We start from the raw sequence: 26,462 nt of genomic DNA on the forward strand, positions 1-26,462 counted from the left end.
CCCCCCCGGGACAAGGCCACGCGCCCTCTGCGGGCAGCGCTACTTGTAGAACACGTTCACGATCACCGTGCTCGCCGCGGGCGCGGTCGCGTCGAGCTCCGCGAGGCCCGTGGTCGCGCCCATGCCGATGCCGCTCGAGAACGCGATGCCGTTCGTGTGCTCGGCCGAGACCACCTGCCCGGCCGGCACGTAGAGCGTCGCGAACGTGGTGGTAGAGCCGACGACGGGGGCCTCCGCAGTGTCATAGAATTTCACGAACACCCCGCTCGCTCCGGTGTTGGCGAGGTGCCAGCCGAACACCTGCCCGGCGGAGCTCTTCACGCTCCGCCCCGAGGAGTTCAAGCCGAGGAAGCGGTACACCGAGAGCCCACCTGCGGTGGCCGGCTTCACATGGACCGCGCCGACCGTGTTGCCGCCGGCCGGGAGCGGCTCGACCAGGCCGACCGGCATCGGGTCGTCCTGCGAGACGTCGACGGCGGTGCCGTCCGCGCCCGTCTGCACCTTGGCGCGCAGGACGTGGACACCGAGGATCTCGTCGGTGGCGAGGAGCGTGCCCGCGCCCTCAGGAAGCGTGATGTTGTCCGACATAAATGCTGACTCCTTGATGAGAGATCGCCTGGGTTTCTTCTGCGGTCACGCCGACTCGAAGCTGTACTCGCAGAGCAGATAGATGTCCTGGAGCGTGTCGTTGAGCCGGTGGCTCGCCGGCGTCGTCGTCGTCGTGAGCGCTTGCGCGATCTCGCCGACCGCGGCGCTGCTCGCGCTGAGCGTCCAGGTGCCGAGATCCCGCTCGTTGTTGGACAGGCTCAGCGTGGCGCTCTTGCCCGTGCTGCGCGCGTTATTGTCCGGATAGCCGGGGAGCGCGCGCTCGGTCGCCGTGGCCCCTGGCGGTGCCACCAGCACTTCGAGCGCAACGCCGCTCGTATAGGCCACTTTGCCGTTCCACCGCGCATAGAACGTGACGCTCGTCAACGCGACCTTCCGCGTCGCCGGGGCGTAGGGGAACATCTCCGGCGTGAGCGGGATGGAGAGCTCCTGTGGCACGTTGTTATCCGACGGCGCCATCAGGAACCGGGCCCACTCGGCCGGCAGCTCGGACCGCAGGCTGAAGAGCCGGCGCCGCACCGGCGGGTGTGCGTCGTAATACTCCTTCGCCGCGGCCGCGAGGGCGCCGTCCGAGCGCGCCGTGTACCGGATGTGCAGGATCACGTCGCTCACCGCCGCGATGTCGAAGCGGTTGTTCGCCGCGGGGAGCTCGATCTTGTAGGTGCCGAGCACGCCCGCGCCCTCGAAGGGGAGATACCGCTCGTCGCGCAGGTTCGGCTCGAACAGGCCCGCGTCGTTCATCCCTCCGCTGGTCGCGATCACGTCCGTCAGCGGCACGAGATCCGTCCGGAAATCATCGGTGTCTTCGTAGGTCTGCGCGGTCACCGGCTGCGGCGGGCGCACGCTCGTGTTGCTCAGCGTGAGCGTGCAGTTCACGCCCGCGTACGGGCCGGTCACGGTCGGGATCGTGACGGCGACCGACTTGATGCGCCGGAAGTAGTGACCCGGGTAATCGAGATCGAACACCTCCTGCGTCAGCTCGAGCTCGCAGGTGCCGGTCTCGCGCAGCCGCATGAGCTGCTCGGGCGCGACCTCGGCGAGCGAGACGTGCTTCACGAGCTCGGCCTCTCGCGGCGTCTGCTCCAGGAACGCGACCTCCAGGCGGCGCAGGTCGTGCTGGAGCCGCTCGCCCGCGAGCAGGCCCTGCTTCAGGCTGTCCCAGGCGCCGAAGCGCACCATCGCGGGCGTGCCGTCCGCCGTGCCGAGCTCGAACCGGAGCGCCCGCTCCGCCCGCTTCGCCATATCGTAGGCCAGCGTGTATGTCTGGTAGTGGACGGTCGACAGCTCCGCCACCATCCAGTCGTAGAGCTCCTCGGTCGTGCGCTTCCTGTCCCGGAGAAACGCGAGCACCTCGCGCGCCTGTTCGGTCTGCCGATCGTGGTTTTTGAGCTCCACCTCGGCCACTGCGGCGCGAATCTTCGCGGCGACGATCTGCTTCTCCAGCCCCTGCATCTCCTTCGCCGCGAGCCGCTCCTGCAGCGCCCACTCCTCGGCGCGCCGCTCGTAGCCGGCGATCGTGGACGCGATCGACGCGCCCTCGCGCAGCGCGCCGGCGACCATGGAGAGCGCCTGCGACGCCGCCTCGATCGGGGCGCCCGACGCCTGCCCGCCGATCGTGGTGAGGGCCACCGGGCTCCCGAACGCGCCCGCGCCGCCGAACGTCGTCGGCGGGGTCGCCTCGACGCCGGGGGCGACGGCGGCGATCGCCTGCGCCGCGAGCCCGAGCTCCATGCCGAAGACGCTCATGGCCAGCGCGCCCTGCTCCGCCGCGCTGATCCGCGGCAGGCCCGCGTAGTGGTCGCGGCGGAGCCGCGCCGTCTCGTGCGACCGCTCCAGTGAGGCGACGGTCGCCTGGGCCTCCTTGACCTGCTGCACCTTGATCTCGCGCACCGCCGCGAGCAGCTCGACCTCGTGGCCCGAGCGGAGCCGCGCGATCGCCTCGCCGTCCTTCTTCTCCATCGCGGCGAGCAGCGCGCCGCCGAGCCCGGAGACCGCGCCGCAGAGCTCCGTCGCCTTCGCGAGCACCACCTGGAAGCGGTAGGGGAGCCGCGGGGAGCTCGCCTCGCTCAGCACCGTCGCGAGATCCACGCCGAGCGCCCTCGCCTGCACGAGCAGCATCGGATCGATGGGCGGCTCGAACAGGGGCAGCGTCCGGACCGCGCCCTCGATGCTCATCGAGTGTCGGATCTTGAACAGCCGATCGGCGACCGTGTCCCACAGCCCCGAGAGCGCCTCGTCCTGGGGCACGCAGAAGTACAGCTCTCCGAGGTCAGGCGCCCGCCCGAAGAACGTGCGGTGCAGCGCCTTCATCAGCGAGTCGACAACGAGGCTCTCCGCCTCGACGCGGGACCGCGACCCGATCACCGGGTCGGAGAGGTCGCCGAGCCCGAGCGCCTCGAGCTGCCAGTAGTTCCGCGGCGTCACCGCGTCCTTCCGCTCGATGCGCACCGGGCGCCGGCCGAGGATGTTGCCGGCGAGGATGTACAGCTGCATCGCCTCGTTGAGCGACTCGATGGTCTCGCGCCGGAACAGCTGATCGCCCCACGCGATCAGGTTCTCGATGTACTTCATCACCACCGCCTTCTGGTAGGCGATCGGCCGCATCCGCGCGATGAGGTGCGGATTGAACGGGTCCTTCCGCCACGCCTCGATCTGCGCGACGAGATCGAGCTTCTCCGGCTCGTCGTCCTGGCCCGTCAGGAGCGAGCTGAGCAGCCTGGCCATCCGGCCCTGCTGCGAGCCCGACTGCTCCCGGAGCTCGTCCTCGATCGAGCCGAGATCCTTGTTCTCGCGGAACGGCCGCACGTTCCAGAAGCGCTCGGGCGACGGGGCAGGATCGCCCGTGGTCGGGTCGAAGATGAAGTGGAACCAGCGCTGCGCCTCCGCGTGCCGGCCGCTCTGCATCAGCCGCAGGGCGATCAGCAACGGCGCGTGGAAGAACAGCTCCCAGTTGTAGAGCGAGTAAGCACCCTGGAACGAGAAGTCGACGTCCTCCTTCGGATACGGCGTGAGCACGTACTCGGGGTCCGGGTCGTACGTCTCCTCGAAGGCGTTGCGGGAGCGGCGCTGGAGCGGATCGGTCGGGTGGAGCGACCACTTGAGCAGCCCGTCCACGCCCGAGCGCTGCAGCTCCTTCCGGAACAGGCAGGCGTAGGGGTGGTAGAAGGACATGAAGCGGTATCGCTTCGCGTCTTCGTAGACGTGCGCGATGCGCATCTCCTCGGGCGCCTGCCTCACCCACTCGGCCGTCGACAGCCCCCCGCGCACGACGAGCACGACGTCATTTTTGGGGACGTCGCCGTACGGCGTGATCCCAGGCTGGCTCTTCGAGGCAGGATACCACTCGGTGTGCTCGGTCAGGACGAGCTCGGAGAAGAACGTCGAGCTCGCGTCCTTGTAGAAGAAGAACGGCGCGCCGGCCGAGGCGCTGTCTTCGCTGCGCCCACTGCCGATCTCGCGCGGAATGAGCGCGCGGAACGGGGTGACGCTGCCGAGCAGCGGGATCCACTTCTGGAAGCCGTCGAGCGAGATCGGAACGATCAGCCGGGTCGCATTGTTCGAGACCAAGTGCTGCCCCCGCCAGCCGGTCCTGTAGGGCATTGCCGGATCAAACTCAATGAAGTCCCGATAGTCGTCGCTGAAGTCCGTGCCCTCCAGCGCACCGCAAGTGCTTTGCGCGAAGTGCCCGAGGCGACGGCCGGAGTAGGTGGCGATATTTACCACCGCGATCCGGGTCGGATCCTGCTCATCATCGCGCTCCACGAACAGCGCGATAAAATCGGGATTCCATCGCGACTGCAGATTCACCTCCGAGCCGCCGCTCATACGGCGCGCACCCCACGCGCCGTTGCGACGCTGGCTCCATGCGAGACGGATGTAATGGCTCGTCAACGCCGTTTTTCCCGGATAGCGCGTGTCTTCCGGCATCGGCTGCTCCGGCACGGCGCGCTCCTCGATGATCGGCCAGTACAGGTGTGGCCGACGATCCACCACGGCGAGCAGGACCCTGTCCCCCTCGATGTCGAGATCGATGGGCTCCCAGGGAGTCCAGGACAGCCCGTCCACCCGCGTGCGGTAGAAATACTTGTACGGCTGGGCCGCGGTGCGGCCGACGACGTGGAGCACGTCGATCGGAAGGTGCGTGTCGTCGCCGTCCTCCTTCTGGTGGAACGCGCTCGCGATCTCGAGGTTCGCCACCTCGTCGAGCCTGTCGAGGTACCGCTCGAACGCGCGCTCCGCGGCGTCGTCGGTGATGTCGTTCTGCCGGAGCTCGGCCTCGAGATCCTTGAAGAACGGCGACTTGTCGTCGCGCAGCGACGGGTCGAGGTACATTTCGGGCTGGAGCAGGACCTTGCGGTTGGCCTCCCAGACGCGGTAGCTCTTCCGCCACGCCCACTCGCGCGCCGCCTCCTCCGGGAGCGTCAGATGATCCGCCTCCAGGTTCAAGAACGCGCGCTGCACGAACGTCTGCACCGAGCCGATGGCCTGCTTCAGGCGCGAGGTGATCACCGCGGGGCTCGTCTCGACGTCCACGAGCAGGTCGGCGAACAGCTCGTCGCTGTCCTCGTATCCCCGCTTCGCCACGAGGTACGCCACCATCACGGCCCGGAGCCGCTCGCGCAGCACGTCGCGCAGCGGCGGCGCCACCCGCGCCCACTCGGCGTCGGAGTACTTCGCCTTCGCCGCCCGGATGATGCTGGCGGTGGGCCCGGCGTCCAGCGACTGCATCGAGGTCAGCCAATTGGACGCCTCCTCGGCCGAGACGCCGAGCCGCTTCAGCACCACGATCGCGCGGCGCACGAGCCCGAGGACCGAGACCTGCTCCGCGGCGTTGCTCGGATTGAGCATCTCGTAGCCGCGGGTGCTGAGCAACTGCTCGACGTCGGCCGCGGGCCAGCCCGTGGCGGCGGCCAGCGTCGCGGGCTCGGCCACGAACAGGCTCGCCAGTGACGGGTTCGGCCCGACGAGGTGGGAACGGAGCTCGACGAAATCCACGAGCTTCTCCCAGTCCTCGAACAGCGGCGAGCCGTCGCCGCCGATCACGGCGCGCGGCAAGGCGTCGAGATCGAGGGCCACCGCGGCGTCTTCGCCCTCGTCCAAGACGAACATCCGCTCGATCTCGTCGGCGCTCGCGCCGAGCCGCTGCACGACCGCCGCGGCCCTGGCCAGGTGCCGGTAGGCGGCGAGTTGCGCGGCGCGCCGGCCGAGACTGTCGAGCGACGGCGGCGGCGAGGCGGGGAGCTCCGCGTCCAGCGAGAACGCGCTGCCGAGCGGCGCGTCGCCGGGCTCGCCCGTCGTGAGGATATCCGCGATGAGCAGGTGCATCGACCGCGCGTCGAGCTTCAGCGCCGCGGCGAGCGTGTCCTCGATGAGGGCCGCCTCCGCCTCGCTGTCCGGGGTGCCGTTCTTGCCGCGCAGCGCCAGCAGCGCGCCGAACATCTGGTCGAGCACGGGGCTCACCGCCTCGTCCGTCACGGAGATCCGCGCGCGCGGAGACTGCCTCCCCCGGAAGACGACCTCGAGGTCGGCGGGCGACAGCCCCGAGCGCCGGACGCGATCGACCGTGTCCAGGAAGCGCAGCGTGTGCTCGGGGTTGTCGGCCTCGAACGGCCTGTAGGTGCTCAGGTTGTAGAGCACGTGAAAATCGGGCAGCGACAGCCGTGCCGCCCGCGCAAAGGTGACGAAGCGGTGGAGCTTCGCGAGCGTCACCGGCGCGACGTCGGAGGTGTCCGCCGGGACGAGCGGCGTCAGGCCGAGCCCAGAGTCCTCGGTGAGCAGCGACAGCTCCTCCCGGGTGATGCGCAGGCCGGCGAGGATCGCGGGCGTGTGGGACTCGAACAGGTTGGCGGTCGAGAGGCTGGCGACCCCCGGCAGCGCGAGCGCGCCGTCGACCGGGTTGGTCACGGCCTTGTTCTGGAAGAGCTGCTCGTAGAACGAGGGCGTCTCGCCGGCGTCGCGGCGCTGGGTGTCGAGCGGCCCGAACCAGCTCGCGAGCACCGCGATCGGCAGCGAGATGCCCCGCTCGGCGCGAAGCGCCTGGATCACCGCGATCACGCGCAGCGCGCGGCCGTTCACGAGGCCGGTGCCGCTGGGAGTGCACGCGGCCAGCACCTGATCGAGCTCGCGGATCGACCAGCCGAGGCGCAGCCGCAGCCGCAGGAAGCGGTGCACCAGGTACAGCACGCCCAGGGCGTCGCTCGGGCCGGTGATACTCTGCTCCTCGATCTTGCAGCTCCCCGCGGGGACGATCGTCGGTACACCGAAGCGATGAAGCGAGGCGGTGCCGAGCAGATCGAGCAGCTCGTCGTAGGACAGGCCCGAGCGCTCGAGGAACTGCGACACATGGAACATCGCGCCGGGGAGCAGCGCGTCCGCGGCGAAGCCCCAGGCGCTCGCCAAGGTCACGCCCGAGATCAAGGTGCCGCGGATCAGATCGCGCTCGCGCGATGAAAGCCCGAGCCGATCGGCGGCCGCATCCTCGGAATACATGGCCTCCGGGCTGGACCAGCTCGCCCTCAGCTCGGACGAGAGCGCGTGCAGGGGCACGCCGAGGTGCTCGAGATAGACGCGCGCCTCGTGGAGCCGGTGGTGATACGACAAGCTGAAGGGGAAGTCGGTGGTCGCCAGGTCCTCGTAAGCCGTTTCGTGCCAGTCCTCCTCGCCGCTGGGCGGGTTCGGCATGGCCGCGAGCTCCTCGGCGCTGCCGACGGTCGCGATGTGCTCCGGGAAGGCGGGCACGGCATGGTTCTCGCTCACCACCGCGTGGGCGAGGATCTCGTTCACCAGGTCCACGTACGGCAGCGGCGTGTCGGCGTTCTGGCAGGTGAGGTCGATGCGTCCGATGTCCGGGCGCCGTCCGGCGTTCACCGGCGTGTTCCCCGGCGCGCTGCCGAGGAGCAGCTCCTTCGCGGTCCACTTGGTGCTGCCGCTCTTCGTGACCTTGGAGTAGTAACGATCAAGGAAGCGGAGCAGGTCGACGAGGTACGCCGCCGGCCCGTAGACCGAGGCGCAGTGGGCGCACGCGCACGCGTCGGTCGAGCCGAAAAGCGCCCCGTACGTCGCGAAGTCTGGCGCCACCTGGCTCGCGCGGCGCGTGGGGTCGGGCAGGGTGTAGGCCGACCTCTGGTTATGGGTCGCGCTGAACTTGAGCGACAGCGCGAGCGCAACATCGGAAATGGCGGCCGCCCTGTCGTAGATGTCGTCCGCGATCTGGGTACCTCCGAGGGCAGAGCCGAGCTCGGCGCCGAACCGGAGCCGGCCGCGGCGCGAGATCTCCCCCGCCGACTTGAACCCGGCGTCGAGCAGCACCTTCGCCTCCTCGTACCTGGGCGTGAGCTTGTGCAGCCGCTCGACCGCCTTGAGCTCGAGCTCCGCGGCCGCGGGGCTGGAGATCCCCGCGAACGCCCCCGTGTTCGACGCGATGTAGTGGCCGGCGCGCGTCTTGCCGAGCTCGAACGAAGGGTTGTTGTTGAAGAAGGTGGGCAGCTCGCTCCCGCCGACCACGGCGATCGCGGACGCGACCGCCTTCGACGGGAACGCCACCTCCAGGGCGCGCCGGATGACCTCGACGTAGGCCGCGCGCCTCTCGGTCACCGTCGCTCCGGGCGTGTCGGCCGGGCAGTTGATGGGCGAGCCGTTGCGCTGGAGGGCGAGGCTCGCGATCCAGTCGGCCTCGCTGTAGGCCGCAAGGTCCTTGAGGACGTCGATCTGGCCGTTCTGCCAGCGATCCCACAGCTCTTCGATGAGCGGCAAGTGATAGCGCGTGAGCGCGCCGAGCTGCAGCACGAGCTGGACCCGCGGGAGGAGGAGCTCGCCCTCGCTCTGGTACGAGGGCAGGGTCGCGAGGTGGGCCCAGAAGGCCGCGGGCGTGCCTTCGTGCGCCATGTACTCGGCGATGAACTCCTCAGCGTGGGACTGGGTGGGCATCACGATCCCGAGGAGCTGACCGAGGTTGCAGGTCGCGCCCGGGGGCGGCGCCTCGAAGGCGAGGTCGACGGCGGCCTGGGCGATGAGATCGACGATGCCATCGCTGACCTCGCCGCCCACGATCTTTGCTTCCTTTGCCTCGTCGAGCGCGCGGCGCAGCGTGGCTTTGGGGTACGCCAGGAGCCCTCTCTTGGTGGCCGGCAAGCCCATGCGGACGAAGGGGTAAAAAGAATCGGCGGAATCGCCGACGCTCACGGACCCCCTGAGGGAGTCGGCCGCGACGAGCGCCTCGACCTGCCCGCGATCCACCTCGGTCGCCTTCGCGACGAAATCGACCTGCTCGCCCTGGAGGTCTCCGAGGAGCACCCCCAGCGTATGGGCCGCGGTGCGCGACTTGACCTGCTGCAGCTCCGAGAGGCCGCGGTTTTCCTGGTCCTGGCTGGTGAGCAGGTCGACGACAGCGATCGATGGGGCGCGGACCATCAGCGCGGAGCGGCCCAGCTCCTGATTCGACATATCGTAGACGATCAGCCGGAGATCCGGCCGTTGCTTGCCGGACGCCAAGAGGCTCGAGTACGAGATCTTGTAATGGCCCGACGAATCCGTCTGAGACGAGCCGATCTCGGTTTCTGACGCCAGGCTCACGTCGTAGGCGCGTACCATCACGAGCGGGACTACCGCGCCTTGCGCGTTCCGCACAGCGCCGCGCACGCCCGATTGGGCCGGTGCGCGCTTGGTCGAGGTCACCGCGAGGTCCACCTCGATCCGAAGGGTGGCAGGCGTCGTCGATACCTTCCATTGCGTGTAGCGCGTGACGTACTCCTCGGCCCCGGGTGAGAACATGCGGAGCGCGATCGCCGGCTTCCGCCCCTGGAAATAGCGATCCACGTCGGCCTGATCGAGCGACATCTCGAAATCGCCGTTCTGTTGGGTCACGGCGACGGCGATGAGATCCGTGTAGACCTCGGCGCTGTCCCACGCCTCGACGCGCACATTGCCGACGCCACGTTCGGTCTTGGCTCGGACGATCCGACCGGAGAGTTGATATTTTCTCATGAGAGCTCCCTTCGATTCCATGCTCAAGAACCGCCAATCGGCGCGGTGTTCAGCCGCCGAGATCGATGCGCCTTGTCGCCGGCGGCTAACAGCGGAGATGACGACGAGGAGAGCCGGCCCTGGAGCGAGCGGCGCGACGATTCGCGCGCCGCTCGCTCCACGCGAGCACCCTCTCGCGGCTCCGCGAGACATCAGTTGTTGCCTGTCGATCCCCTCTTCAACCCTTGCACGCGTCAGCGGCCCACTCGCCGCCGCCGCTCCTGCAGGGCATATTCTGAACTACCACGGCGCGTCTCGTTGACCAGATCGAAACACGTCCCCGCCATCCGGTGATCCCGGGGGATGTCCACGCATCACGCGCAATCGACGATCGTCTGTCTCTTGCTGCCGCCGGCCGAGCGCGGCCGCACGGCTGCGGTCATGAGCTCACGCACGCGTGGCGGTTGGCCGGTCTCGTTGGACGCCCCCGCACGCGGCGCCCTCGCGCAGAGCGTCAAGTCGTCCCGGTCACACTCCGGCGACATCTCGCGCGCGCCCCGCCATCTCTTGGCCGGGGATGTATTTTTTCGACTAGAATAGAGGGTCCCTTTCCGGGAGTGCTCATGCGCGGCGTGCCCATTGCTGTTGTTATCCTCCTCTCAGCTGCGGTCGCCGCGTGCGATCCGACCGCCCCCCCTTCCGACACGCCGCGCGACCCGGCGGCCGCCCAGCCGCTGTCCGTCGCGGTGGCGCCGGTGATCAACGCCGTCACCTGGCCTTCTCCCGCCTCGGTCGACCGGAGCGCGCTCGCGGCGCTGCCCGAGACGGCGACCCATGCGGCCAGGACCTCGCAGGTCCCGGTCCTCGTGCCGTCCCGGCGCGCGCTCCTCGCGGCGCCGGTCATCGTGGCCAAGGAGCACTGGACCTCGTTCTGGGCAAGGACGGAGTCGATCACCGTCTCGCTCACAATGACCCGTCTCGCGCGCAAAGTTCCGGGTATTCCTCCGCTCCAGGGGGCCCATTCCGTGCGCGGGGCGCCGGCGTTCATCACGGCGAACGAGGGTATCTGGACCGCGTCCTGGCTCGAGAACGGCGTCTCGTACGCGCTCGACGTCGAGTGCGCGTCGCCCGAGGCGCCGCCCTGCGCCTCGGACGCGCTCCTCCGCGAGCTCGCCTCGGAGCTCGTCTACGTGGGCGGCGTCGGCGCAAAGGCGGCGGGAGACAGGCCATGAGCTCCGCGCCCCGCCTCCGTCGCCCCCGCCCCGCCGCCGCCGCCGCCCCGCTCCTCGCGACCGCCGCGCTCGCGCTCCTGCCCACCACGGCCGCGGCCGATCCGTTCTCCTACCATCCAGCCGGCGAGCTCGTCCCCGGCTCGGGCGCGGGGCGCGCCGACGGCGTCGTGTATGCGCCGTCCATGCGCTTTCCCCTCGAGGAGGGCCCGGCGTTCGCGAACTCACAGGTGTACAGCAAAGGCGGGAACGCCGGCCCGCGTGGCGGACAGTGCGACGCGGACAACTACGCCTATCCGTGGCGCGACAACTACTGCGAGTCGCGGTCGTGGGCCATGCCGCTCTGCCCCTCCGGCGCGGGTCACCAGGGGCAGGACGTCCGGCCGCCCACCTGCGAGGCGGGGAAGTACTGGGTCGTCGCGGTGGCGGACGGCATCATCACGAGCATCGGCAGCTACTCGGTGTACCTGACCGGCGAGGATGGGACTCGCTACGACTACCTGCACATGTCCGATGTTCAGGTCTCGCCGGGACAGGACGTGTCGCGGGGAGAGCGCATCGGGAAGGTATCCAACGTCTTCGGGGGCACGCCGACGACGATTCATCTCCATTTCAACGTGCGGCAGTCCTTGAGCGGCGTCGGCCTGGTCTATGTGCCGCCCTACACCTCGCTCGTGGCCTCGTACCAGGCGCTCCTCAACAAGCCCCCCGAGGGCGCCCTGGAGACCGCGGGCTGCGCCGGCATCAGCGGCTGGGCCCGCGACCCGGACGCGGAGGACGCGCCGGGCAGCGCGCGGCTCTACTTCGACGCCGCGGCGACCGACGCGGGCGCCGAGGGCCACACCTTCCCGGCGGACCGGCGCCGCGACGACCTCTGCGAGCCGCCCGGCCCGTGCGCGCACGGCTTCGAGGCGCCGATGCCGCTCAGCCTGCTCGGCGGCGATCACGCCGTCCGGGCCTACGGGGTCGACGCGCTGAGCGGCGAGGAGGTCGAGCTCGGGGGGAGCCCGAAGACGCTCGCGTGCCCGCTCGATCTGCCCGACGGCGTCAGGCGGCCGCTCGGCGACGTCGAGGCGCTGGGCGCCTGGGGGTTCTCGCGGTTCTGGGACGTCGCCGGCGCGCCGGACGCGGCGCTCGAGGCGCTCCCCGAGGGCGACGCGTTCCCCTCGTCGCCGCTGCTCGTGCGCGGCGACGACGGCGCTGCGTCCCTCTGGCTTGTCGACGGCGCCGAGCGGCGGGCGGTGCCGGACGCGGAGGTCGCCGCCGCATGGCGGCTCGATCCGGACGAGGCCCTCGTGTGGCCGGCCGCGCGGCTCGCCGCGCTGCCGCTCGGCCCGGCGCTGCCGCCGCGCCCGTTCCTGGCGCAGGGCTCCGCGCCGGCGCTCTACGTCATCGACACGCCGCCGCTGCCGGGCGAAGGCGGCGGTCCCGACGCCGGCGGCTCCGGCGGCTCCGGGGGCGCTGCGGGCGCGGGCGGCACGGACGACGATGCGCCCCACGCGAGCGGCCGCATCCACGGCGAGCTCCGCTGCGAGTGCGGCGCGGCCGGCGCGGGCGGGGCAGCGGCGGGCCGGCCGCTCGGGCTCTTCGCCGCCGCGGCGGCGCTCGGCGCGGCGCGGCGGCGCGCTGCCCGGCGTGTCAGCCCTCGTGGATCTTGATCCCCGGGATGCTCCGGAGCGGGCTCGCGTCGTCGACCCGCGAGCCCTCGAGGTACACGTTCTTCAGGCTCTTGAGATCCCGGATCGGCGACACGTCGCTCACCCGCGTCCGCTTCATCTGGAGCATCTCGAGCTTCTTCAGGCCGGCGAGCGGGCCCAGATCCGTCACCTCGGTCTCGTCGATCTGGAGCTCGGTCAGGTGGGTGAGGCCGGCGAGCGGGGAGAGGTCGCTCACGGGCGTGCGGCCGATGTCGAGCCGGTCGAGCTTGACCAGGCCGGCGAGCGGGGAGAGGTCCTTGACCAGCGTGGCCGAGACGCGCAGCGACTCCAGCCGGAGCAGGCCCTTGATCGGGCGGAGGTCGTCGATCTTGCCCGGCGGCAGGTAAAGCCCCTTGACGCCCGTGAGCTCGGGGAAGAGGCAGGGATCGAGCTCGTCGAGCCCCTGGGCGTCGGACAGGTTCATGGTCTTGATGTTCTTGAGCTCGGCCCGCTTGATCGGCCCCTCGGGCTTCTGGAGCTGCTGCCGCACCCTGGCCTCGAGCGCCGGATGCGTGAAGGTCACCGGGTCGCTCTTCGTGCACACGACCTCCTTCTTCGGCGGCGCGCTGGCCGCGGCCGCCGGGCTCGCGGCGGGCGGCGCGGAGGCGGGCGCCTGCGCGGCGGGAGCGGCCGAGGCCGCCGGGGCGGCGGGCTTCTGGGGCTCGTCGCAGCCCACGAGGGAGACGACGAGGCCAAGGGAGGCAAGGACCAGAGGACGAATCATCGCGCCGATGATACACGAGACGGCGGAAGAAAACCGCCGGCCATCAGCCCCTCACGCGCTCTGGTCGCTGCTCGGGATCGAGGCAGTCCGCGCGGAGTGGACCGGGGCGCTCGCTACAGCGGCAGGAGCAGGAGCCCTTGCCGGGAGTCGAGCTGCTCCGAGAACCACTCGCGGTGACGCCGCTCGACCGCGAGCGACTGCCGGAGGACGTCGCGCGCACGGTCGGAGAGGCCTTCACGGGACGATATCATCCGTTCGTAAGCGGCGCAGCTGTCCTCCTCGTAATGTCTCATCGCCTCCAGGATGGCGCGATCCCCGACCATCCCGTTCGTCAGCGCCTTGCACTTCAGCTTGGGTCGGACGGCGCTCTCCACGGGCGGGTCGCCGAGCTCATGGGCCAGGGCGGCGAGCGCCTCGAGGTGGCGCTCGTGATCGTTCAAGAAGGTCGCGAGCCGGCTCTTGTCGCCTGGGCGGCTCATCCGTGAGAGCGCCGCTCGGAGCGCGTCCACCGTGGACCAATTGAGCTCGATCAGTTCAGTCAAGGACCCGATGAACGCGGCTTCGCCGCCGATCACGGACGCCATGGAATATCGCTCCTCTCGCCCCGGAAGCAGGGCCGCCCGCGAAGAGAGAGGTGGGCGGGTGCTTCTCCAGGTCGTCGATGCTCGCAAGCCCGGTGCCGGAGCCCGCCTGTGCAGCGGCTATCCATCGCGGCGCGCGCATCGTCCAGGAATCCCGCGCCTTTCCACGCTTGTCGCCGCCCGCCGCGCCCGCGACGGCCTCTCCGGGGCCAGCGCGCCCGGCGGATGCGAAGGCTCAGCCCAGATCGAGGCCACGGTCGCGCCGCGCGAGCCGGGCCAGGACGGAGCCGTGAAACGCCGGGGGCGCAGGAGGAGGCGTGCTCACGCCGGGCGAAGCGGCGAGGCCCGAGCGCGTCCTGGACATGAGCGCGCCTCTGCCTCGAGGCGCGGAGGCCGCGCCGCCGAGGTCAGGAGCGGGTGAGGAGCTCGGTGGAAGGGAGAGGGCGGGCAGCGCCAGCGAGGGAGGCGATGCTACTTCTTGCCGAAGAGGCCGCCGAGGGAGCCCGCGAGGCTGGCGACGTCCAGGTTGGCGATGGCCGGGGCCGCCGCGCCGAGCGCGGTGTCGACGTGGGCGGCGAGCGGAGCGGGGAGCTTCTCTTTGAGGAAATTGACCACCGTCTCCACGGCCACGCGGGCCTTGTCCTCCGAGATGCCAACCTTCTCCGCGACCTGTCGTACGAGCTCGTCCATGGCCTCGACGCTCATCCTTTCTGCGCGACCCGCGCATCCGGGGGGAGCATCCACGCGCCGATCGGCGCCGGCAAGGGAATTCAGCGCCGCGCGCTCGATGGCGTGGCCCCTCGCACCAGCGCCGACGGGCGGCGGCGCGTGACCAAGGCCGCTTGATCGAGCGCTCAGCGAGCGTTGCAGGCGAAGATGTGCTCGATGGCGTCCACGCACATCTGCTCCGCCACCTCCTGGGTGATCCGAGACAGCACCCGAAATCGCGTGAGCTCGGTCAAGGTCTGGCGAACGTTGACCTCGGCGATCACCTCTCCATCGCCCCCGGCGTCGGCGCTGGAGAAGAGGCGGATCAGGTTGTTGGCGTCCGCCGGCACGCCCCGGAGCAGGACGTGAAGCTCGATGCTGGGGGTCTGTTCGCCCGCGTCACGCTCGATCCGGCAGGCATGGCCCGACGAGGCGAGCTCATCGCCGATGCCTTCGAACGCGGGCACGACGATGTCGGCCAGGATCCGCAGAAAATCACCATTGAAACGCCCGCGCCGGTCGGGCAGGTCCAACCCGCTCGTCCCCTGGTCCAGACGATTGCCGTATTTCTTTTGAATGATCGCCAAGCGGACGCGGGCGTGCTCATTGATGGCCATGCTTGTGTCCCTCACCGGGCAGAACAGCGCAGGGTCTGGCGTCGTCCTCGCGGATGTTCGAGCGAACGTCAGAGGAGCAGGACCTTGACCTGGCTCGGGACGATGGTCGTACCGTTCGTGTTGATCTGGTTCTGAATGCCCGTGGCGCCAAGCCGCACCGCCGGCTTGTTCCTCACGAGCAGCTTGGGATAGGGGACGAGGCGCCGCGAGGGGCCCATGAAGCGGTGGGAAACCACGCCGCCAAGAACCCCAGGGTTATCGCCGATGGAGATCGGAATGCTGGTTGCCAGGGTGTGGGCGGGACCGCGCACGAAGATAACTGTATACTCGGGCGATATCGCACTGGCCTTCAATGCACTGTTCGGGTACGGGACGGGCCCCGGCAAGCAGACATCCGGAGCTCCGAAGTCGAGTCCACCGCCCGACGTAACGGCAAAGCTCATATCCGGTCACCCTACCTGGATCTGGTCGCCATCGATCTTCACGACGTGCGACGCGGTGATTCTGGCGTTCTCGCCGTGGATGGCGACGTTGCCCTTGGCCGCATAGTCGATACGCTCGGCGCGCACATGGTCGGCCTCTTCCACGATGCGGTACGAGCGCTTCACCCTCTGCAACAGCCGTTCGAGCTGCGAGTCGAGGCTCCTGCCGATCAGCTTGGCCCGGTCGACCTCCGCGCGGACCGTCTTGCCGAGGAACGAGAACAGCTCCAGCGCGACGTGCCCCTCCTCGGCCTGAACACGCAACGTCGACGCGGCCATCGAGAGATCTCTGCCGGATACCACGTGTACGCCGTCCGGCGCAGCGAGGCCCAGCGAGCCGCTCCGCAAACGAATCTGGAGATCCCCTTCGGAGACGATGTGTGAGGGGGCGCCTTCCTCCCGCTCGAGGACGGCGAGGATGTAATGCGTGCCATTCACGATGGCAAGAAGCACCAGGTCTCCGGCGGCGGGCGCCAGCAGACAGCTCGTCGCGCGCTTCGCGCGGACCTCGCCATCATCGGTCTCGATGATGTACGCGGAGCCGTCGATGCGGAGCACGGCGCCGTGTTCACCGTGGGCTTCCCGCGCGTATTGTCTCGTCCTTGCTACGCTCTGCATGGTTACCTCATGAGTGAGGGGTGCGTTGACTACCGGCCGGCCTCCCGAGGACGTTGGCCTGCCAGTCTTCTGCTTCTTTGACGTCCTCGTCGTCGCCGTGCGCCTGCGCCTTGCTCAGCGGCCAGATCGTGCCCTTGTCCGTCACACGATGCAGCCGCGCGCGCGATAACGTCGCACCGGAAAAGTCGGCAGAAGACACGTCGGCGTGGGAGAGATCGGCATAGCTCAGGTCTGCCCGGCAGAAGCGGGCACCCGGGCAGCTCGCTCGATGCCAGACGCTCACGTCGAGCCGCGCGCCCGAGAAGTTCGCGGCGTCCACACGCGCATCGACGAAGAGCGCATGGCTCAGGTCGGCCTGGGCGAGGCTCGCGTTCATCACGGTCGCCTCGACAAAGACGGCCAGCTGGGCGATGGCTCCATCCAATCGAGCCCCGGTCAAGTCGGCGCCCTTGAAGCTGCATTGCGTCAGCGTGGCCCCGGAGAGGTCGCAACCGCGTAGGTCGGCGTTGGTAAATTGCGCATGGCTGAGGTCCATCCGCCGGAAGTCCTTGGGCCCCATCCGCACCTCGACCAGGATCGCCTCCACGAGGGTGGTGCCCGTGAGGATGGCCTGGGACAGGTCCTGGCGGAACAAGACAGCCTTGGTCAGGTTGGCCTGGGAGAAGTCCGCGCCTGCGTTCTCGGTCTGAAGCAGGGTGGCGTCGGTCAGGTCGACACGGACCAATCGGGCGTCCTTGAGGCTGGATCGCGCGATGTCGCCCGACGAGAGGTCAGCTCCGGTCAGATCGGCCGATTCAAGGTCTACCTGCGTGAAGCTCGCACCGACCAACGAGGCGTCGACGAGCACAGCCCCCGCGAGCGTGCAGTCCATGGCGGTGCCAAGGTGAAAATCCAACCCCTTCAGGTTTGCTCCTGCCAGGTCACAGCGGTGAAAGATCGCTTCGCGCACCTTGACGCCCGCGAGGTTGGCGCTGGTGAAGCGGACATCTTCGAAGATCCCGCCGGAGAGGTCGAGCCCCGAGAGGTCGCGGCCCGACAGGTCCAGCTCCGAAATGACCTCTCCTTGTTCAATCAGCTTGCACAGCGCTTCCCTATCCATGCTGCCCCTGGGCCGGCACTACCCGGAGTCGTTTGAGGTTGGCGCCGGCAAAGCTCGTGTCGTCGTCTCCGACCATTCGGTCGGCGCACACACAAAACAGGTTTGCTTTCTCGAAGTTGGCCCCACGGACGCATGCATCGTTCATGATGCTCTGCCTCAGGTCAGCGGCGTAGAGCGACGCCCCGGTGAGGTCGGCTCGGGTCAGCATCGCTTCGACGAGGTTCGCGCGATCCAGGGTCGCCTCGGTCAAGTCGGCCTCATTGAGCAGCGCGCCGCGCAGGTCCGCATCGGAGAAGTCGCTGCCACGAAGGCACGTTCCCATCAGGTTCGCGCCGGTGAGCGTCGCACCGCCGAAGTCTGCGCCCGCGAAGGACGAGCCCTTCACGCTCGCGAGGTCCTTCGCCATGGCGTTCCGGAAGATGGCGTTGTCGCCCTCGGCGGCGATGAAGGTGGCGGAGCTCAGGTCGACGCCGGTGAAATCGACCTCGGTCACATTCACCTCGTTGAACGTGCACCCCGAGAGCCGCGCGCCGACGAGGCGCGCTCCGGTGAGGTCTACGTCCTGGAACGTCGCCTTTTCTGCGACGACCCCCTCCAGGTTGGCGTCGCAGAAATTGGCCTCGGAGAGGTCGGCGCCCGACAGGTTGGCGCCGGACAAATCCGCTCCCCAGAGGTCAGCGTTGACAAGCACGGACTCGCCGAAATCGACGCCTCCACGGGCCTTCACGTCCCGCAGGCACGCCGAGCCAAGATTGGCCCCATCGAGCTTGGCCTCCGAGAGATCCGCGCCCACCAGGTTTGCGTGCGCCAGGATGGCTCCTGTGAGCTTCGCCTTTCGCAGGATGCTCCCGGTGAGAAAGGCCGACTCGAGGATGGCGCCCGAGAAGTCGGCTCCCTCGAGGTCGAGGTGAGAGAGGTCGGCGCCCGTGAGGTCGCACCCCGCAAAGCTCCGCCCCTCCTCGTGCCCGGCCTCCACCTCGTGGCGAAGTCGTAGAGCTTCATCGCTGTCGAGCGGCGCGGAGGCCAGCGAGAGGTGCGCGAGCCGCGGCCCGTCCTCGCCCCGGCCAGCGAAGAACGAAGCCTCTTCGTCCAGTCCCTCCGCGAGCTCGAAGGCCTCGTCCTCCGTGGGCTCACTGCCCAGGGCCTCGTCCTCTGGCAGGGGGTCGCCGGCTGGCTCCTCGGGCAGGGCGTGGGCAACCTCGGGCGCCTCGTCGGGGAGGTCGTAGGCGCCGTCGAGATCGGCTTCATCGGCGGCCTGGGTTTCGTCCTCGAACGCTCGCCAATCCACCGTCGACACGAGCTCTTCGGTCTTCTCTGGCGTGACGCCCTCGCTCTCCAGCGCCTGCCGCAAGTGCTCGCGGATCTGCGACAGCGTGACCTCGCCCGGAGGCTCGGCGGCGCTCTGACGCGCTTTCGCGAACAACGCATCGACGTCGACCCCGTGCACCTTCAACCCTGTGCGGGTCTTGCTATCGACCAAGCTGACCAGGGCCTCCTCGGATTCATCGAGGGGCGCCAGGTCGTCGGAGGGGCCCTCTTGCGCGAAATGCGCCTCCGGATCGATGCCATGGTCCCGCAGGTGCTTCCTGGCCCGCTCCACGAGCGCATCGCGTTCTCGAAGCGCTTCGACGTCCTCGTCGTCGTCTGCCGCGACGGGGGTCGTCGTCGGGGCCGTAGACGCGATCGGCTCCGCGTCCTCCTCGTGGTTTACCCTGGCGTCCGCCTCGGACCACGCGAGGCTCTCCTCTTCCCCGGTGTCCTCCGGGAAGTCCGTGGCCGGCTCCGCGTCGTCCTCGCCGGCTGCGGCGGCGAGGTGCTCGGGGTCGATCCCCATCTCGGCGAGCTCGGCCTCCATCGCTTGGACATCGGGGTCCTGCGCGGCTTCGGCCTGGTGGACACCGGTGGCGACGGCACCGGCCCCCGCCGCGGCTACGGCCGCGGCCTTGACGGATCGAGCCGGAGTACCTCCCAGGAACCCCTCCCGCCGCAGCCTTGACGCGAGCCCCGAGAGCTTGTCATCGGGCAGCGGCGGCGCCTCCGGATCCTCGGGCTCCGGCATGAGCATGTCGTCTTCGTCATCCGGGAGAGCGGTGCTGGGGGGGCCAAGCCGGGGGGTCAGGTAGTCATGGTAATACGCGACCGGCCTGGGGGCGCCCATGGCTTCGCAGGCGACCAGCACGGCCACCACGTCCTTCGCGTCGTCCGAGGTGATCTCGATGCCGCCGCGAAAGAGCGCGACTCCCCGCTCGCGGTGCGGGAACAGGCGCACCGTATCGAGCTTCATGGCAGGCTCGCGGATCACCACGCCGTCGCGCGTCTTGAGGCAGACGAAGCATCGGCTCGCGACCCCGGGGAGGGCGCCTTCAAGCCGAGGCTTGTCGGGGTGCATGTTCTCGACCACGAAGGCCTCGTCGCCCCGGAAGAACCCGTCGATCTGCTGGTCGTCCGGGGCCATGTTGAACAGCGTCGGGTCCAGATCCCGCGCAAAGCCAGGGAAGCACTCGTCGAGCCACGCTTTGTCGTGGGTGCCGATCTTGGAGAACCTCTGGGGCCAGGTCAGGTCGTAGCCGTCGAGGCCGGCGGGCGTCGGACGGTCGCTGCGCGCGTGGATCAGGTGCTTGGGCGACTCGATGTTGGGGAGCGTCGTGCTCTTGTCGCCGTGGCCCTTGCCCAGCGGGTTCTTGGCAAAACCGTCTCCGCCAAAGGCGTTTCGCCAGGTGACGGGCATCTCGGTGAAAGGCGCCGGCTCCGACATGCCGAGCAGCCCCCACGTCCGGTCGCCGACGACATAGAGGGTCTTGTCGATGGGTCCAAGCTGGGCGCGGACGGAGCTCGCGGGGCGAGCGACGCGGCCCGGCGGATAGCAGCAGCCCGTGACAAGGAGCTCGCCCCGGGTCTTGGGATTGAACTCGTCGAGGAGGCCATCTTCGCCGAGCTCCTTTGCGGCCATGGTCCAGACCGTCGGCTCATAGAGCAGCCGGGCCGGTCGGTCGTAGGAGAAGCCGACGAAGGTGGTGACCAGCAGGTGCGGGGTGCGCTGGTTCATGAAGACCCTCGGCACCACCCCGAGGCGCATCGGTTTGACGATTTTCATACGGCGGAATCCAGGGTAGCGGGCTCGATGGATCGTACGGCTCAGCGGTGGGCGCGAGCCTGTTCCACACGCAGCAGGTGGATCACTTCAGAATGTGCAAATCCGCGTTCGAGAGGCCGAGGCGGGTCTTGATCAGATGGATCTCGGACGAAGCTTTGTAGCCCTTCGTCGCGATCTCCGCCGCGTTCAATTTCTTTATCTCCAGGGGGGCGCGCTTGAATGCCAGCCCCTTGATGTTCTCGTATTTCGTTCCGTGGATGATCTCGACGCGCGATCCGATCTTGGTCGTGTAGAGGCCCGTCACGACGGCCTCGGCGGGGCCCCTCACAGTCTTCTGGCTCGGCCCAACAATCGTGGATCTTCTCGGGCCAAAGACCTTGGTGGTGCTACTACCTCTGATCGTCGTCTCGCTCGCCCCTGCGACAGTGGTCGTTCGCCCTGCGTGATAGTTGTTGGTGGCGGGACCGCGGATGTCCGTTCTTCGCGCACCTGTAACGTCGGTCTCGCTACGACCGTTGATCGTCGTCTTGTTCAGCACGTTGACCGTCGTATCTCGACCGGCGAGGAAAGTGCTCTCGTCACGGCCCGTGATACGGGTGGTACGCCTCCCGAGGATATTCAACACGCTGCTGCCCATGATCCGTACGTCGCGATCGGCCAGGAGCAAGGCCTCGTCGTCACCCTTGATCCGCGTGGTCCGCTTCCCCTTGATGAAGGTGTCTCGGTTCCCATGGACGGTCGTCTTTTCATTGCCAAAGATGCTCGTCCTGCGATAGCCCAGGATCACGTTCTGTGAGTATCCAGCGATGAAGTTCCCGGAGTATCCGCCGGTGACGCTCAGGCGGAAGCCGCCCACCACATTCTCGGAGATGCCCACGGTGAGCGCCGTTCGGTTGCCACACACGACGTTCTCGGAGGAGCCTCCGATGAACGTGAAAGCGTGGCCCTCCGTCTTGACTTCATACGTCGCGCCGGCGTTGGGCGCCCCCATTCGGAGGTAGGTGTTCGAGTGGGGCGTCGACAGCGTGATCCGCTCTTGCCCGGCCTGGTCTTCCAGCTCGAGCCGGTTCCGCCCGCCCGTCTGGATCACGTTCCGCGTGCTGTTTCCCGCCGTGACCGGGCTCGGCGTCAGCGCATTGGGCGCGACCCCGACGATGGACGGTCGATCGGGGTCGCCTCCCGCAAAGGCGCACATGACCTCGACGCCGGCTCGCAGCGGGAAGTGGAAGCCCTCGATGCCACCGCCATGGGGCTGAAGCATCCGAACCCAGGTCGACGCCTTCCCCCCGCTCAGGTCGCTCTCGTCGAAGTTGAACTTGACCCGGTAGCGACCATGGCTGTCGATCTGGGCGTAGTCGCTGACCGCCGCGCCATCAATGATGGCCGTCTCGGTGCCGTAGATCCGCGGCCACTCGGTGATCTGCGGCGCGCGGAACTGCACCGTCGCGGCGATGGCCTTGGCCTCGATACGATAAACTTCCTCCCACGGCGCAAGCTCCCGAAGCTCGGGCACGCCTGGGGACTGGTTGGACCAGTGCTCGACCTCGGTGGTCAGATACGTCGTGTTGAACGCGGCCCGCGGATGGTCCTCGATCTCGAAGGTAAACCCAGGGATCAGCGTCGCCGCCCCGCCCGTCGCCTGATAGACAACGCCGGTCGCGGACAGGCTCTCGGCCTTGATCCGCGCCAGCCGCTCCCCTTCGCCCGCCGAGAAGAACCGAGCACCGTACAGGCTGATCTCGCCGATGCCGCTGGCGCTGACGGACGCCTGCCCCGCGACCGCTACGGCCGGATTGGCGTAGTCATAGTCCTTGAGGCGGACCGTGCCGGGCATGACGCCATGCCGGCAGGTGAAGGCGTGGATGGTGTTCTTCGCCGTGTTGGCCCCGCCGATTTGCGGGTAATAACGAACGGGTTTGTCGCCATGGGGCTGATGGGCCGAGCGCTCGTCGACCAGCACCAGCGTCTCGCCGCCCTCCCCGTGCTCGAAGTAATAGTAGATGCCTTCGCGCTCCATCCACCGGGCGATGAAGGCATAGTCACTCTCGCGGTACTGGCAGACGTGCTCTTCGGCGCCGTAGGCGCCCCGGAGCTGGAAGGCGCAGTCCGTGACGCCGCCCTTTTGAAGGACGTCTTGAATGATCGCCGGGATGGTCTTCTGGCTGAAGACACGGCTGTGAAGCGACAGGGTAAGCAATGCGAGGCGCGGAACCATGGTGGCCCGGAAGACGCACCGACCGGCAAAGTCGTTGATGAGCTCGATGCTGCCAAGGACACCGCTTCGAAGGAAGCGCTCTCCGCCGTCGCTCCGCTCCAGGGAGAGGGTCACCGGCTGGCCCACGGCCGCGGCCATATCGAAATCATGGCCGACGTCGTTCGTCATCATCAGGTAGAGCTCGAAACGGTAGAGCTTCGAGATACCCTCGGTGCCATGGAAAGCCGCGATCTGGGTGGAAGAGGGCAGGACGCTCGAGTGAACGACGAAGTTATCGGGCATGGGGAGCCTTGTGGTAAGGAACAGCTGCAGGAAGAGAGGACGCGCGCCATGTAGCGTAGGCGGGAATTGTGTCGATCGTGTGTCGGTACGCCTGCTTGTCGCTGTCGTCCAGCGAGGCGCCGGTAACCGAGCGGAAATCCCCGTGGGGTCCGCTCGTGATCTCGTCATGCGGCGGAAGTCCGCGTGTTCGTCGGCGCGTTCGTCGGCGACGTGGCCGGGTCGAGGGCGGCGTGGAGGAATGACCAGGGGCTCACCCTCGACGGCGAGGCAGGCCGGGACGCTCGTCCTTCTCCCTCGATGTCCGCTCCTCAGGGGCAGCTCGGTCGCCACGCGTCGTCGGCGAAGTACCTGGCGATGAGATCGTGGAGCGGACGATCGTACTCGCGCAGCTCCACGCGGGTGTTGATCTCGTTGTGGATCCCGTTCCCCGGGATCGATTCGATGTTTGTGTCGAACCAGTCCTGGACGCCCTCGGCCCAGTATTCGTCCTTGTTCGTCGCGGCGTAGGTGTCCGCCCATTTTCCGGCCTGGAGCGCGCCCTGGAACACCTCCGCGAGCTCCTGGTCGAAGGTCGGCTCGGCGAAGGCGATGCCCATGATCGCGATGGCGTGCGAGAACTCGTGCACAAGAATGTCCTCGCCCGTGTACCGATCGCTCGGATAACAGAGGACGTTCTCCTCGGCGCACGAGCTCGCCGGACGGGCGGGCGTCGCGCCGAGGCCGCGGGCCCGTGTGTCCCAGTCCGTTCCCGGGAACGCCTCGTAAAGATCGCTGTGCTCGGGGATGTCGGTCGTCAGCTCCGTCTCCGCCATCACCGCGACGCGTGTGTGGTTCGCGATCATCGCCTGACGCACGTCGTCGCGCAGGCCGAGCATGCGGACGACGACCGAGCACGCGCGCAGCAGCGCCGCGTCCGGCGGGCTCCCGGAGCTGACGACGGGGATTCCCGAGGCGTCGATGTACTTCTTGTAGAACGGGTCGAGCCCCAGCTCGGGCGGCACCTCCGAGACGCTGGCGCACACGCCCTCGGGTGCTCCTCCGCCTCCGCCTCCCCCGGTCCCGGCGCCTGTCGCGGCGCTGGAGCTCGCGCCCTCCGCCGCGATCGAGCTGGTCTCCGCGGCGCTGCCGGCGCCGCCGCTGCCGACTGGACCTGTGCCACCGCCGCCGGCGCTGGGGTCGGGCGGCGACTCCGAACAGGCGGTCAGGGCACACGCGAGGACCGCTACAAATACGCATCTTTCACGCATGCTCGCGATCCTACATGAGCTCATGCCAGCGTCCAGGTCGCGCGAGGCGCTGCAGAACGGCTGCTGCCCGCATCCCGCGCACGGGGACGAGCCAGACTCCGCCCTGGCCGGGCCGACAGGCGTGCAAGCAGACGTATGCTGGCACACAAATTGCCTCGAGGGTTCTGAAAGAGGAATTGGATAGCACGATCCGATTTGCCGCGATTGCGTCCGGTAAGCTGGACAACGTGCGCTGTGCAGGAGTAGTATGCCGCTGCCGCTGGCGCCGAGCGTGGGCGCGGAGATCGGTACCGGAGTCGTGTCGCCGGCATGCCGGCAGCGCCTCGCTGGAAGCGAGCCCTCGTATCGAGGAAGTACGAACATCCAGCATACCGATTCCCGAGCCTGTCCCGGCGCATGAGCCTGCACGGGTAGAGGTCAGGAGCCTGGGTCTCGTGGAATGGAGAGCTCTCTCCTGGTTCCAGCGACGAGATGCGCAGGCGGAGGCGGCTCCGATGCGATGACCGCGCGCGTCCTCGCGTCGGGCAGTCGCATGTCACGTAGGAAGTGCACTGGAGGAGGTTTTCGTGAAGAAATCGTGTGTGATGGTCGGGACGCTGTTGCTGGCGAGCTTGGGTGCGTCGGGCTGCGTGGCGGACAGCGTCGATGGCGCGGGGGAAGAGGACGCCCTCGGCGAGGCAGCCCAGGCGCTGACCTTCGACCCGGAGGTCCGTAACTTCGGTACGGTCTCGGGGCAGTCGACGGTCTGGAGCTCGGTCGTCGTGGATAGCCAGGGGGCGAGCCTGTCGGGCTGCCAGTGCGACATATCGAGCCAGTATTTCGGCTTCTCGAACTGCCCGACCTCCTTCCAAGGCACGCGGACCGTCGGCGTGAGCTTCACGCCGCCTTCGACGCCGGGGGCCTATACCGGGACGTTCAGCATCATGTGCAGTGGCTCGGTCTCCGGATCCAGCTACGTGAAGGCCGTGGTCCCCATCGGCGCCAACCACAACGGCACGCTCCTCCGGGTCGGCGGCGCAAAGAAGGCCGGGGGCAAGGCCGGGCGGCGGGCACGGACAGCGGGCGCTGCGCCCTCGAGCCGCCGCCCGCGGTGACCCGCGGCGCGTGACCGCCGCGGGCCGGGGCCAGCGCCGCGCCTGGAGCCGCCGCGGCGCGACGCGCGGCGGCTCGTCAGACCAGCGGCCGGGCGGCGCAGCCCGCCGCCGCGAGGTTCTCCCGGCAGGCAGCGAGCGTCGGGTGACCGGGGCCGAGCGTCGCCTCGTAGATGGCGAGCGCCCTCTCCAGCAGCGGCCGAGCCGACGCGCGCTTGCCCTGCGCCAGGCGCAGCACGCCGAGGTTGTTGAGCGCCATCGCCAGGTCGGGGTGGGCCGGGCCGAGGAGCTCCTCCATCCGCCGGATCGCCTTGCGGAACAGGCGTGCTGCGGCGTCGAGCTCCCCGTTCGCGTAGAGCAGGGCGGCGAGGTTGCTCGTGGTGAACGCGACCTCGTGATGCGCGGGGCCGTGCGCGCGCTCGAAGATGGCGAGCGCGCGCCTGTAGAGCGCCTCCGCCTCGCCGCGCTTGCCCTGGGCATCGAGGATCGCCGCGAGCGCGGCGGCGTCCTCCGCGACGAGCGGGTGCTCCGGTCCGAGCGCGGCCTCCCGCAGCGCCACCGAGCGGCGCGCGAACGGCTCTCCGCGGGCGGCGCGGCCGCGGGCGTGCTCGAGCCCACCGAGGTTGTGGAGCACGGGCGAGAGCTCGGGGTGGTCCGGCCCGTGGACCCGCTCGAGGATGCGGAGCGCCCGGCGGTAGAGCCGCGCCCCCTCGGCGAAGCGTCCGCGGTACTTGCAGCTCATCGCGAGCTCGTTGAGGCAGGCGGCGACCTCGACGTCGCGGGCGCCGAAGGCCGCCTCGACCAGCCGGAGCGCGCGGCGGGCGCGCCCCGCGGCGTCCACGTAGCGGCCCTGGAGTCGAGCGCTCGCGGCCAGGGCGCGCCACGCCTGGACGCGGAGCCGCGCGATCTCGCCGCGTCCTCGGGCCGGCGCGAGGACGCGGACAGCGCGGCGCGCGTGCGCTTCAGCGGCCGGATGGTCGCCGGACGTCGCCGCGATCTGCGAGAGCAGGAGGAGCGCGCCGGCCGACTCCGGGTGGTCAGGCCCGAGCTCCCGCTCGATGAGCGCGAGCGCCTCGCCGGCGTCCGAGCGCGCCTCCCGGAGCATGCCAGTCGAGAGATGATGGAGGGCGCGCTCGCGGAGAGCCCCCTGAGTCCTCTGTGGCGCTGTGGTTCCCTCTCTCATGAAACCGTGGACGAGCCTGGCGGTACGG

Annotated in this window: 16 protein-coding genes; 3 read left to right on the plus strand and 13 right to left on the minus strand. The window is 69.0% G+C overall.

Annotated features, from left to right (window positions below; all coding sequences use genetic code 11):
- Positions 1 to 39: 39 nt before the first annotated feature.
- Positions 40 to 588, minus strand: a complete 549-nt coding sequence (locus WMF17_RS33900) for a hypothetical protein (protein WP_437645167.1) — start codon at positions 586 to 588, stop codon at positions 40 to 42.
- Positions 589 to 633: 45 nt separating this feature from the next.
- A complete protein-coding gene (locus WMF17_RS33905) occupies positions 634 to 9,588 on the minus strand; it encodes a neuraminidase-like domain-containing protein (RefSeq protein WP_437597402.1) in 8,955 nt (2,984 codons plus the stop codon).
- Between the two features lie 602 nt (positions 9,589 to 10,190).
- On the opposite strand from WMF17_RS33905, the gene WMF17_RS33910 reads away from it, so the two are divergent.
- Entirely contained in the window at positions 10,191 to 10,799 is a 609-nt protein-coding gene (locus WMF17_RS33910; RefSeq protein ID WP_437597403.1) for a hypothetical protein, read from the plus strand.
- Positions 10,796 to 12,454 (plus strand): M23 family metallopeptidase, encoded by a 1,659-nt coding sequence (locus WMF17_RS33915; protein ID WP_437597404.1) that lies wholly within the window; start codon positions 10,796 to 10,798, stop codon positions 12,452 to 12,454. Before WMF17_RS33910 ends, WMF17_RS33915 begins: the two co-directional genes overlap by 4 nt.
- On the opposite strand, the gene WMF17_RS33920 is transcribed toward WMF17_RS33915, so the two are convergent.
- The 10 genes from WMF17_RS33920 to WMF17_RS33965 form a co-directional block, all read right to left on the minus strand.
- Positions 12,435 to 13,217, minus strand: a complete 783-nt coding sequence (locus WMF17_RS33920; RefSeq protein ID WP_437597405.1) for a leucine-rich repeat domain-containing protein — start codon at positions 13,215 to 13,217, stop codon at positions 12,435 to 12,437. The two genes, WMF17_RS33915 and WMF17_RS33920, sit on opposite strands and share 20 nt — an antisense overlap.
- 113 nt (positions 13,218 to 13,330) lie before the next feature.
- The gene (locus tag WMF17_RS33925) at positions 13,331 to 13,801 is read right to left on the minus strand and encodes a ferritin-like domain-containing protein (protein ID WP_437597406.1); all 471 of its coding nucleotides are present in this window, start codon (positions 13,799 to 13,801) and stop codon (positions 13,331 to 13,333) included.
- Between the two features lie 468 nt (positions 13,802 to 14,269).
- Positions 14,270 to 14,488: a hypothetical protein gene (locus WMF17_RS33930; RefSeq protein WP_437597407.1), complete on the minus strand. Its 219-nt coding sequence runs from the start codon at positions 14,486 to 14,488 to the stop codon at positions 14,270 to 14,272.
- Between the two features lie 164 nt (positions 14,489 to 14,652).
- On the minus strand, positions 14,653 to 15,123 hold the full coding sequence (locus WMF17_RS33935) for a hypothetical protein (protein ID WP_437597408.1): 471 nt from the start codon (positions 15,121 to 15,123) through the stop codon (positions 14,653 to 14,655).
- A 68-nt stretch (positions 15,124 to 15,191) separates the two neighbouring features.
- Entirely contained in the window at positions 15,192 to 15,566 is a 375-nt protein-coding gene (locus WMF17_RS33940; protein ID WP_437597409.1) for a DUF4150 domain-containing protein, read from the minus strand.
- Between the two features lie 6 nt (positions 15,567 to 15,572).
- Positions 15,573 to 16,163: a DUF3540 domain-containing protein gene (locus WMF17_RS33945; protein ID WP_437597410.1), complete on the minus strand. Its 591-nt coding sequence runs from the start codon at positions 16,161 to 16,163 to the stop codon at positions 15,573 to 15,575.
- Between the two features lie 67 nt (positions 16,164 to 16,230).
- Positions 16,231 to 17,322, minus strand: a complete 1,092-nt coding sequence (locus tag WMF17_RS33950; RefSeq protein WP_437597411.1) for a pentapeptide repeat-containing protein — start codon at positions 17,320 to 17,322, stop codon at positions 16,231 to 16,233.
- Complete coding sequence (locus WMF17_RS33955; RefSeq protein ID WP_437645169.1) at positions 17,315 to 20,416, minus strand: DUF2169 domain-containing protein; 3,102 nt, start codon at positions 20,414 to 20,416, stop codon at positions 17,315 to 17,317. Before WMF17_RS33955 ends, WMF17_RS33950 begins: the two co-directional genes overlap by 8 nt.
- 82 nt (positions 20,417 to 20,498) lie before the next feature.
- Entirely contained in the window at positions 20,499 to 22,913 is a 2,415-nt protein-coding gene (locus tag WMF17_RS33960; protein WP_437645171.1) for a type VI secretion system Vgr family protein, read from the minus strand.
- 308 nt (positions 22,914 to 23,221) lie between these two features.
- On the minus strand, positions 23,222 to 24,160 hold the full coding sequence (locus WMF17_RS33965; RefSeq protein ID WP_437645173.1) for a hypothetical protein: 939 nt from the start codon (positions 24,158 to 24,160) through the stop codon (positions 23,222 to 23,224).
- Between the two features lie 566 nt (positions 24,161 to 24,726).
- Between WMF17_RS33965 and WMF17_RS33970 the strand changes: the two genes are divergently transcribed.
- On the plus strand, positions 24,727 to 25,254 hold the full coding sequence (locus WMF17_RS33970) for a hypothetical protein (RefSeq protein WP_437597416.1): 528 nt from the start codon (positions 24,727 to 24,729) through the stop codon (positions 25,252 to 25,254).
- 76 nt (positions 25,255 to 25,330) lie between these two features.
- Here WMF17_RS33970 and WMF17_RS33975 read toward each other — a convergent pair whose 3' ends face one another.
- Entirely contained in the window at positions 25,331 to 26,434 is a 1,104-nt protein-coding gene (locus WMF17_RS33975; protein ID WP_437597418.1) for a tetratricopeptide repeat protein, read from the minus strand.
- Positions 26,435 to 26,462 lie beyond the last annotated feature (28 nt).

This window comes from Sorangium sp. So ce362, assembly GCF_051519845.1.
Taxonomy (GTDB): domain Bacteria; phylum Myxococcota_A; class Polyangia; order Polyangiales; family Polyangiaceae; genus Sorangium.

Bases quoted from the DNA above. Each gene is read 5' to 3' on its own strand.
- WMF17_RS33900 (WP_437645167.1), bottom strand. From the start codon at position 588: ATGTCGGACAACATCACGCTTCCTGAGGGCGCGGGCACGCTCCTCGCC.
- WMF17_RS33905 (WP_437597402.1), bottom strand. From the start codon at position 9,588: ATGAGAAAATATCAACTCTCCGGTCGGATCGTCCGAGCCAAGACCGAA.
- WMF17_RS33910 (WP_437597403.1), top strand. From the start codon at position 10,191: ATGCGCGGCGTGCCCATTGCTGTTGTTATCCTCCTCTCAGCTGCGGTC.
- WMF17_RS33915 (WP_437597404.1), top strand. From the start codon at position 10,796: ATGAGCTCCGCGCCCCGCCTCCGTCGCCCCCGCCCCGCCGCCGCCGCC.
- WMF17_RS33920 (WP_437597405.1), bottom strand. From the start codon at position 13,217: ATGATTCGTCCTCTGGTCCTTGCCTCCCTTGGCCTCGTCGTCTCCCTC.
- WMF17_RS33925 (WP_437597406.1), bottom strand. From the start codon at position 13,801: ATGGCGTCCGTGATCGGCGGCGAAGCCGCGTTCATCGGGTCCTTGACT.
- WMF17_RS33930 (WP_437597407.1), bottom strand. From the start codon at position 14,488: ATGGACGAGCTCGTACGACAGGTCGCGGAGAAGGTTGGCATCTCGGAG.
- WMF17_RS33935 (WP_437597408.1), bottom strand. From the start codon at position 15,123: ATGGCCATCAATGAGCACGCCCGCGTCCGCTTGGCGATCATTCAAAAG.
- WMF17_RS33940 (WP_437597409.1), bottom strand. From the start codon at position 15,566: ATGAGCTTTGCCGTTACGTCGGGCGGTGGACTCGACTTCGGAGCTCCG.
- WMF17_RS33950 (WP_437597411.1), bottom strand. From the start codon at position 17,322: ATGGATAGGGAAGCGCTGTGCAAGCTGATTGAACAAGGAGAGGTCATT.
- WMF17_RS33955 (WP_437645169.1), bottom strand. From the start codon at position 20,416: ATGAAAATCGTCAAACCGATGCGCCTCGGGGTGGTGCCGAGGGTCTTC.
- WMF17_RS33960 (WP_437645171.1), bottom strand. From the start codon at position 22,913: ATGCCCGATAACTTCGTCGTTCACTCGAGCGTCCTGCCCTCTTCCACC.
- WMF17_RS33965 (WP_437645173.1), bottom strand. From the start codon at position 24,160: ATGCGTGAAAGATGCGTATTTGTAGCGGTCCTCGCGTGTGCCCTGACC.
- WMF17_RS33975 (WP_437597418.1), bottom strand. From the start codon at position 26,434: ATGAGAGAGGGAACCACAGCGCCACAGAGGACTCAGGGGGCTCTCCGC.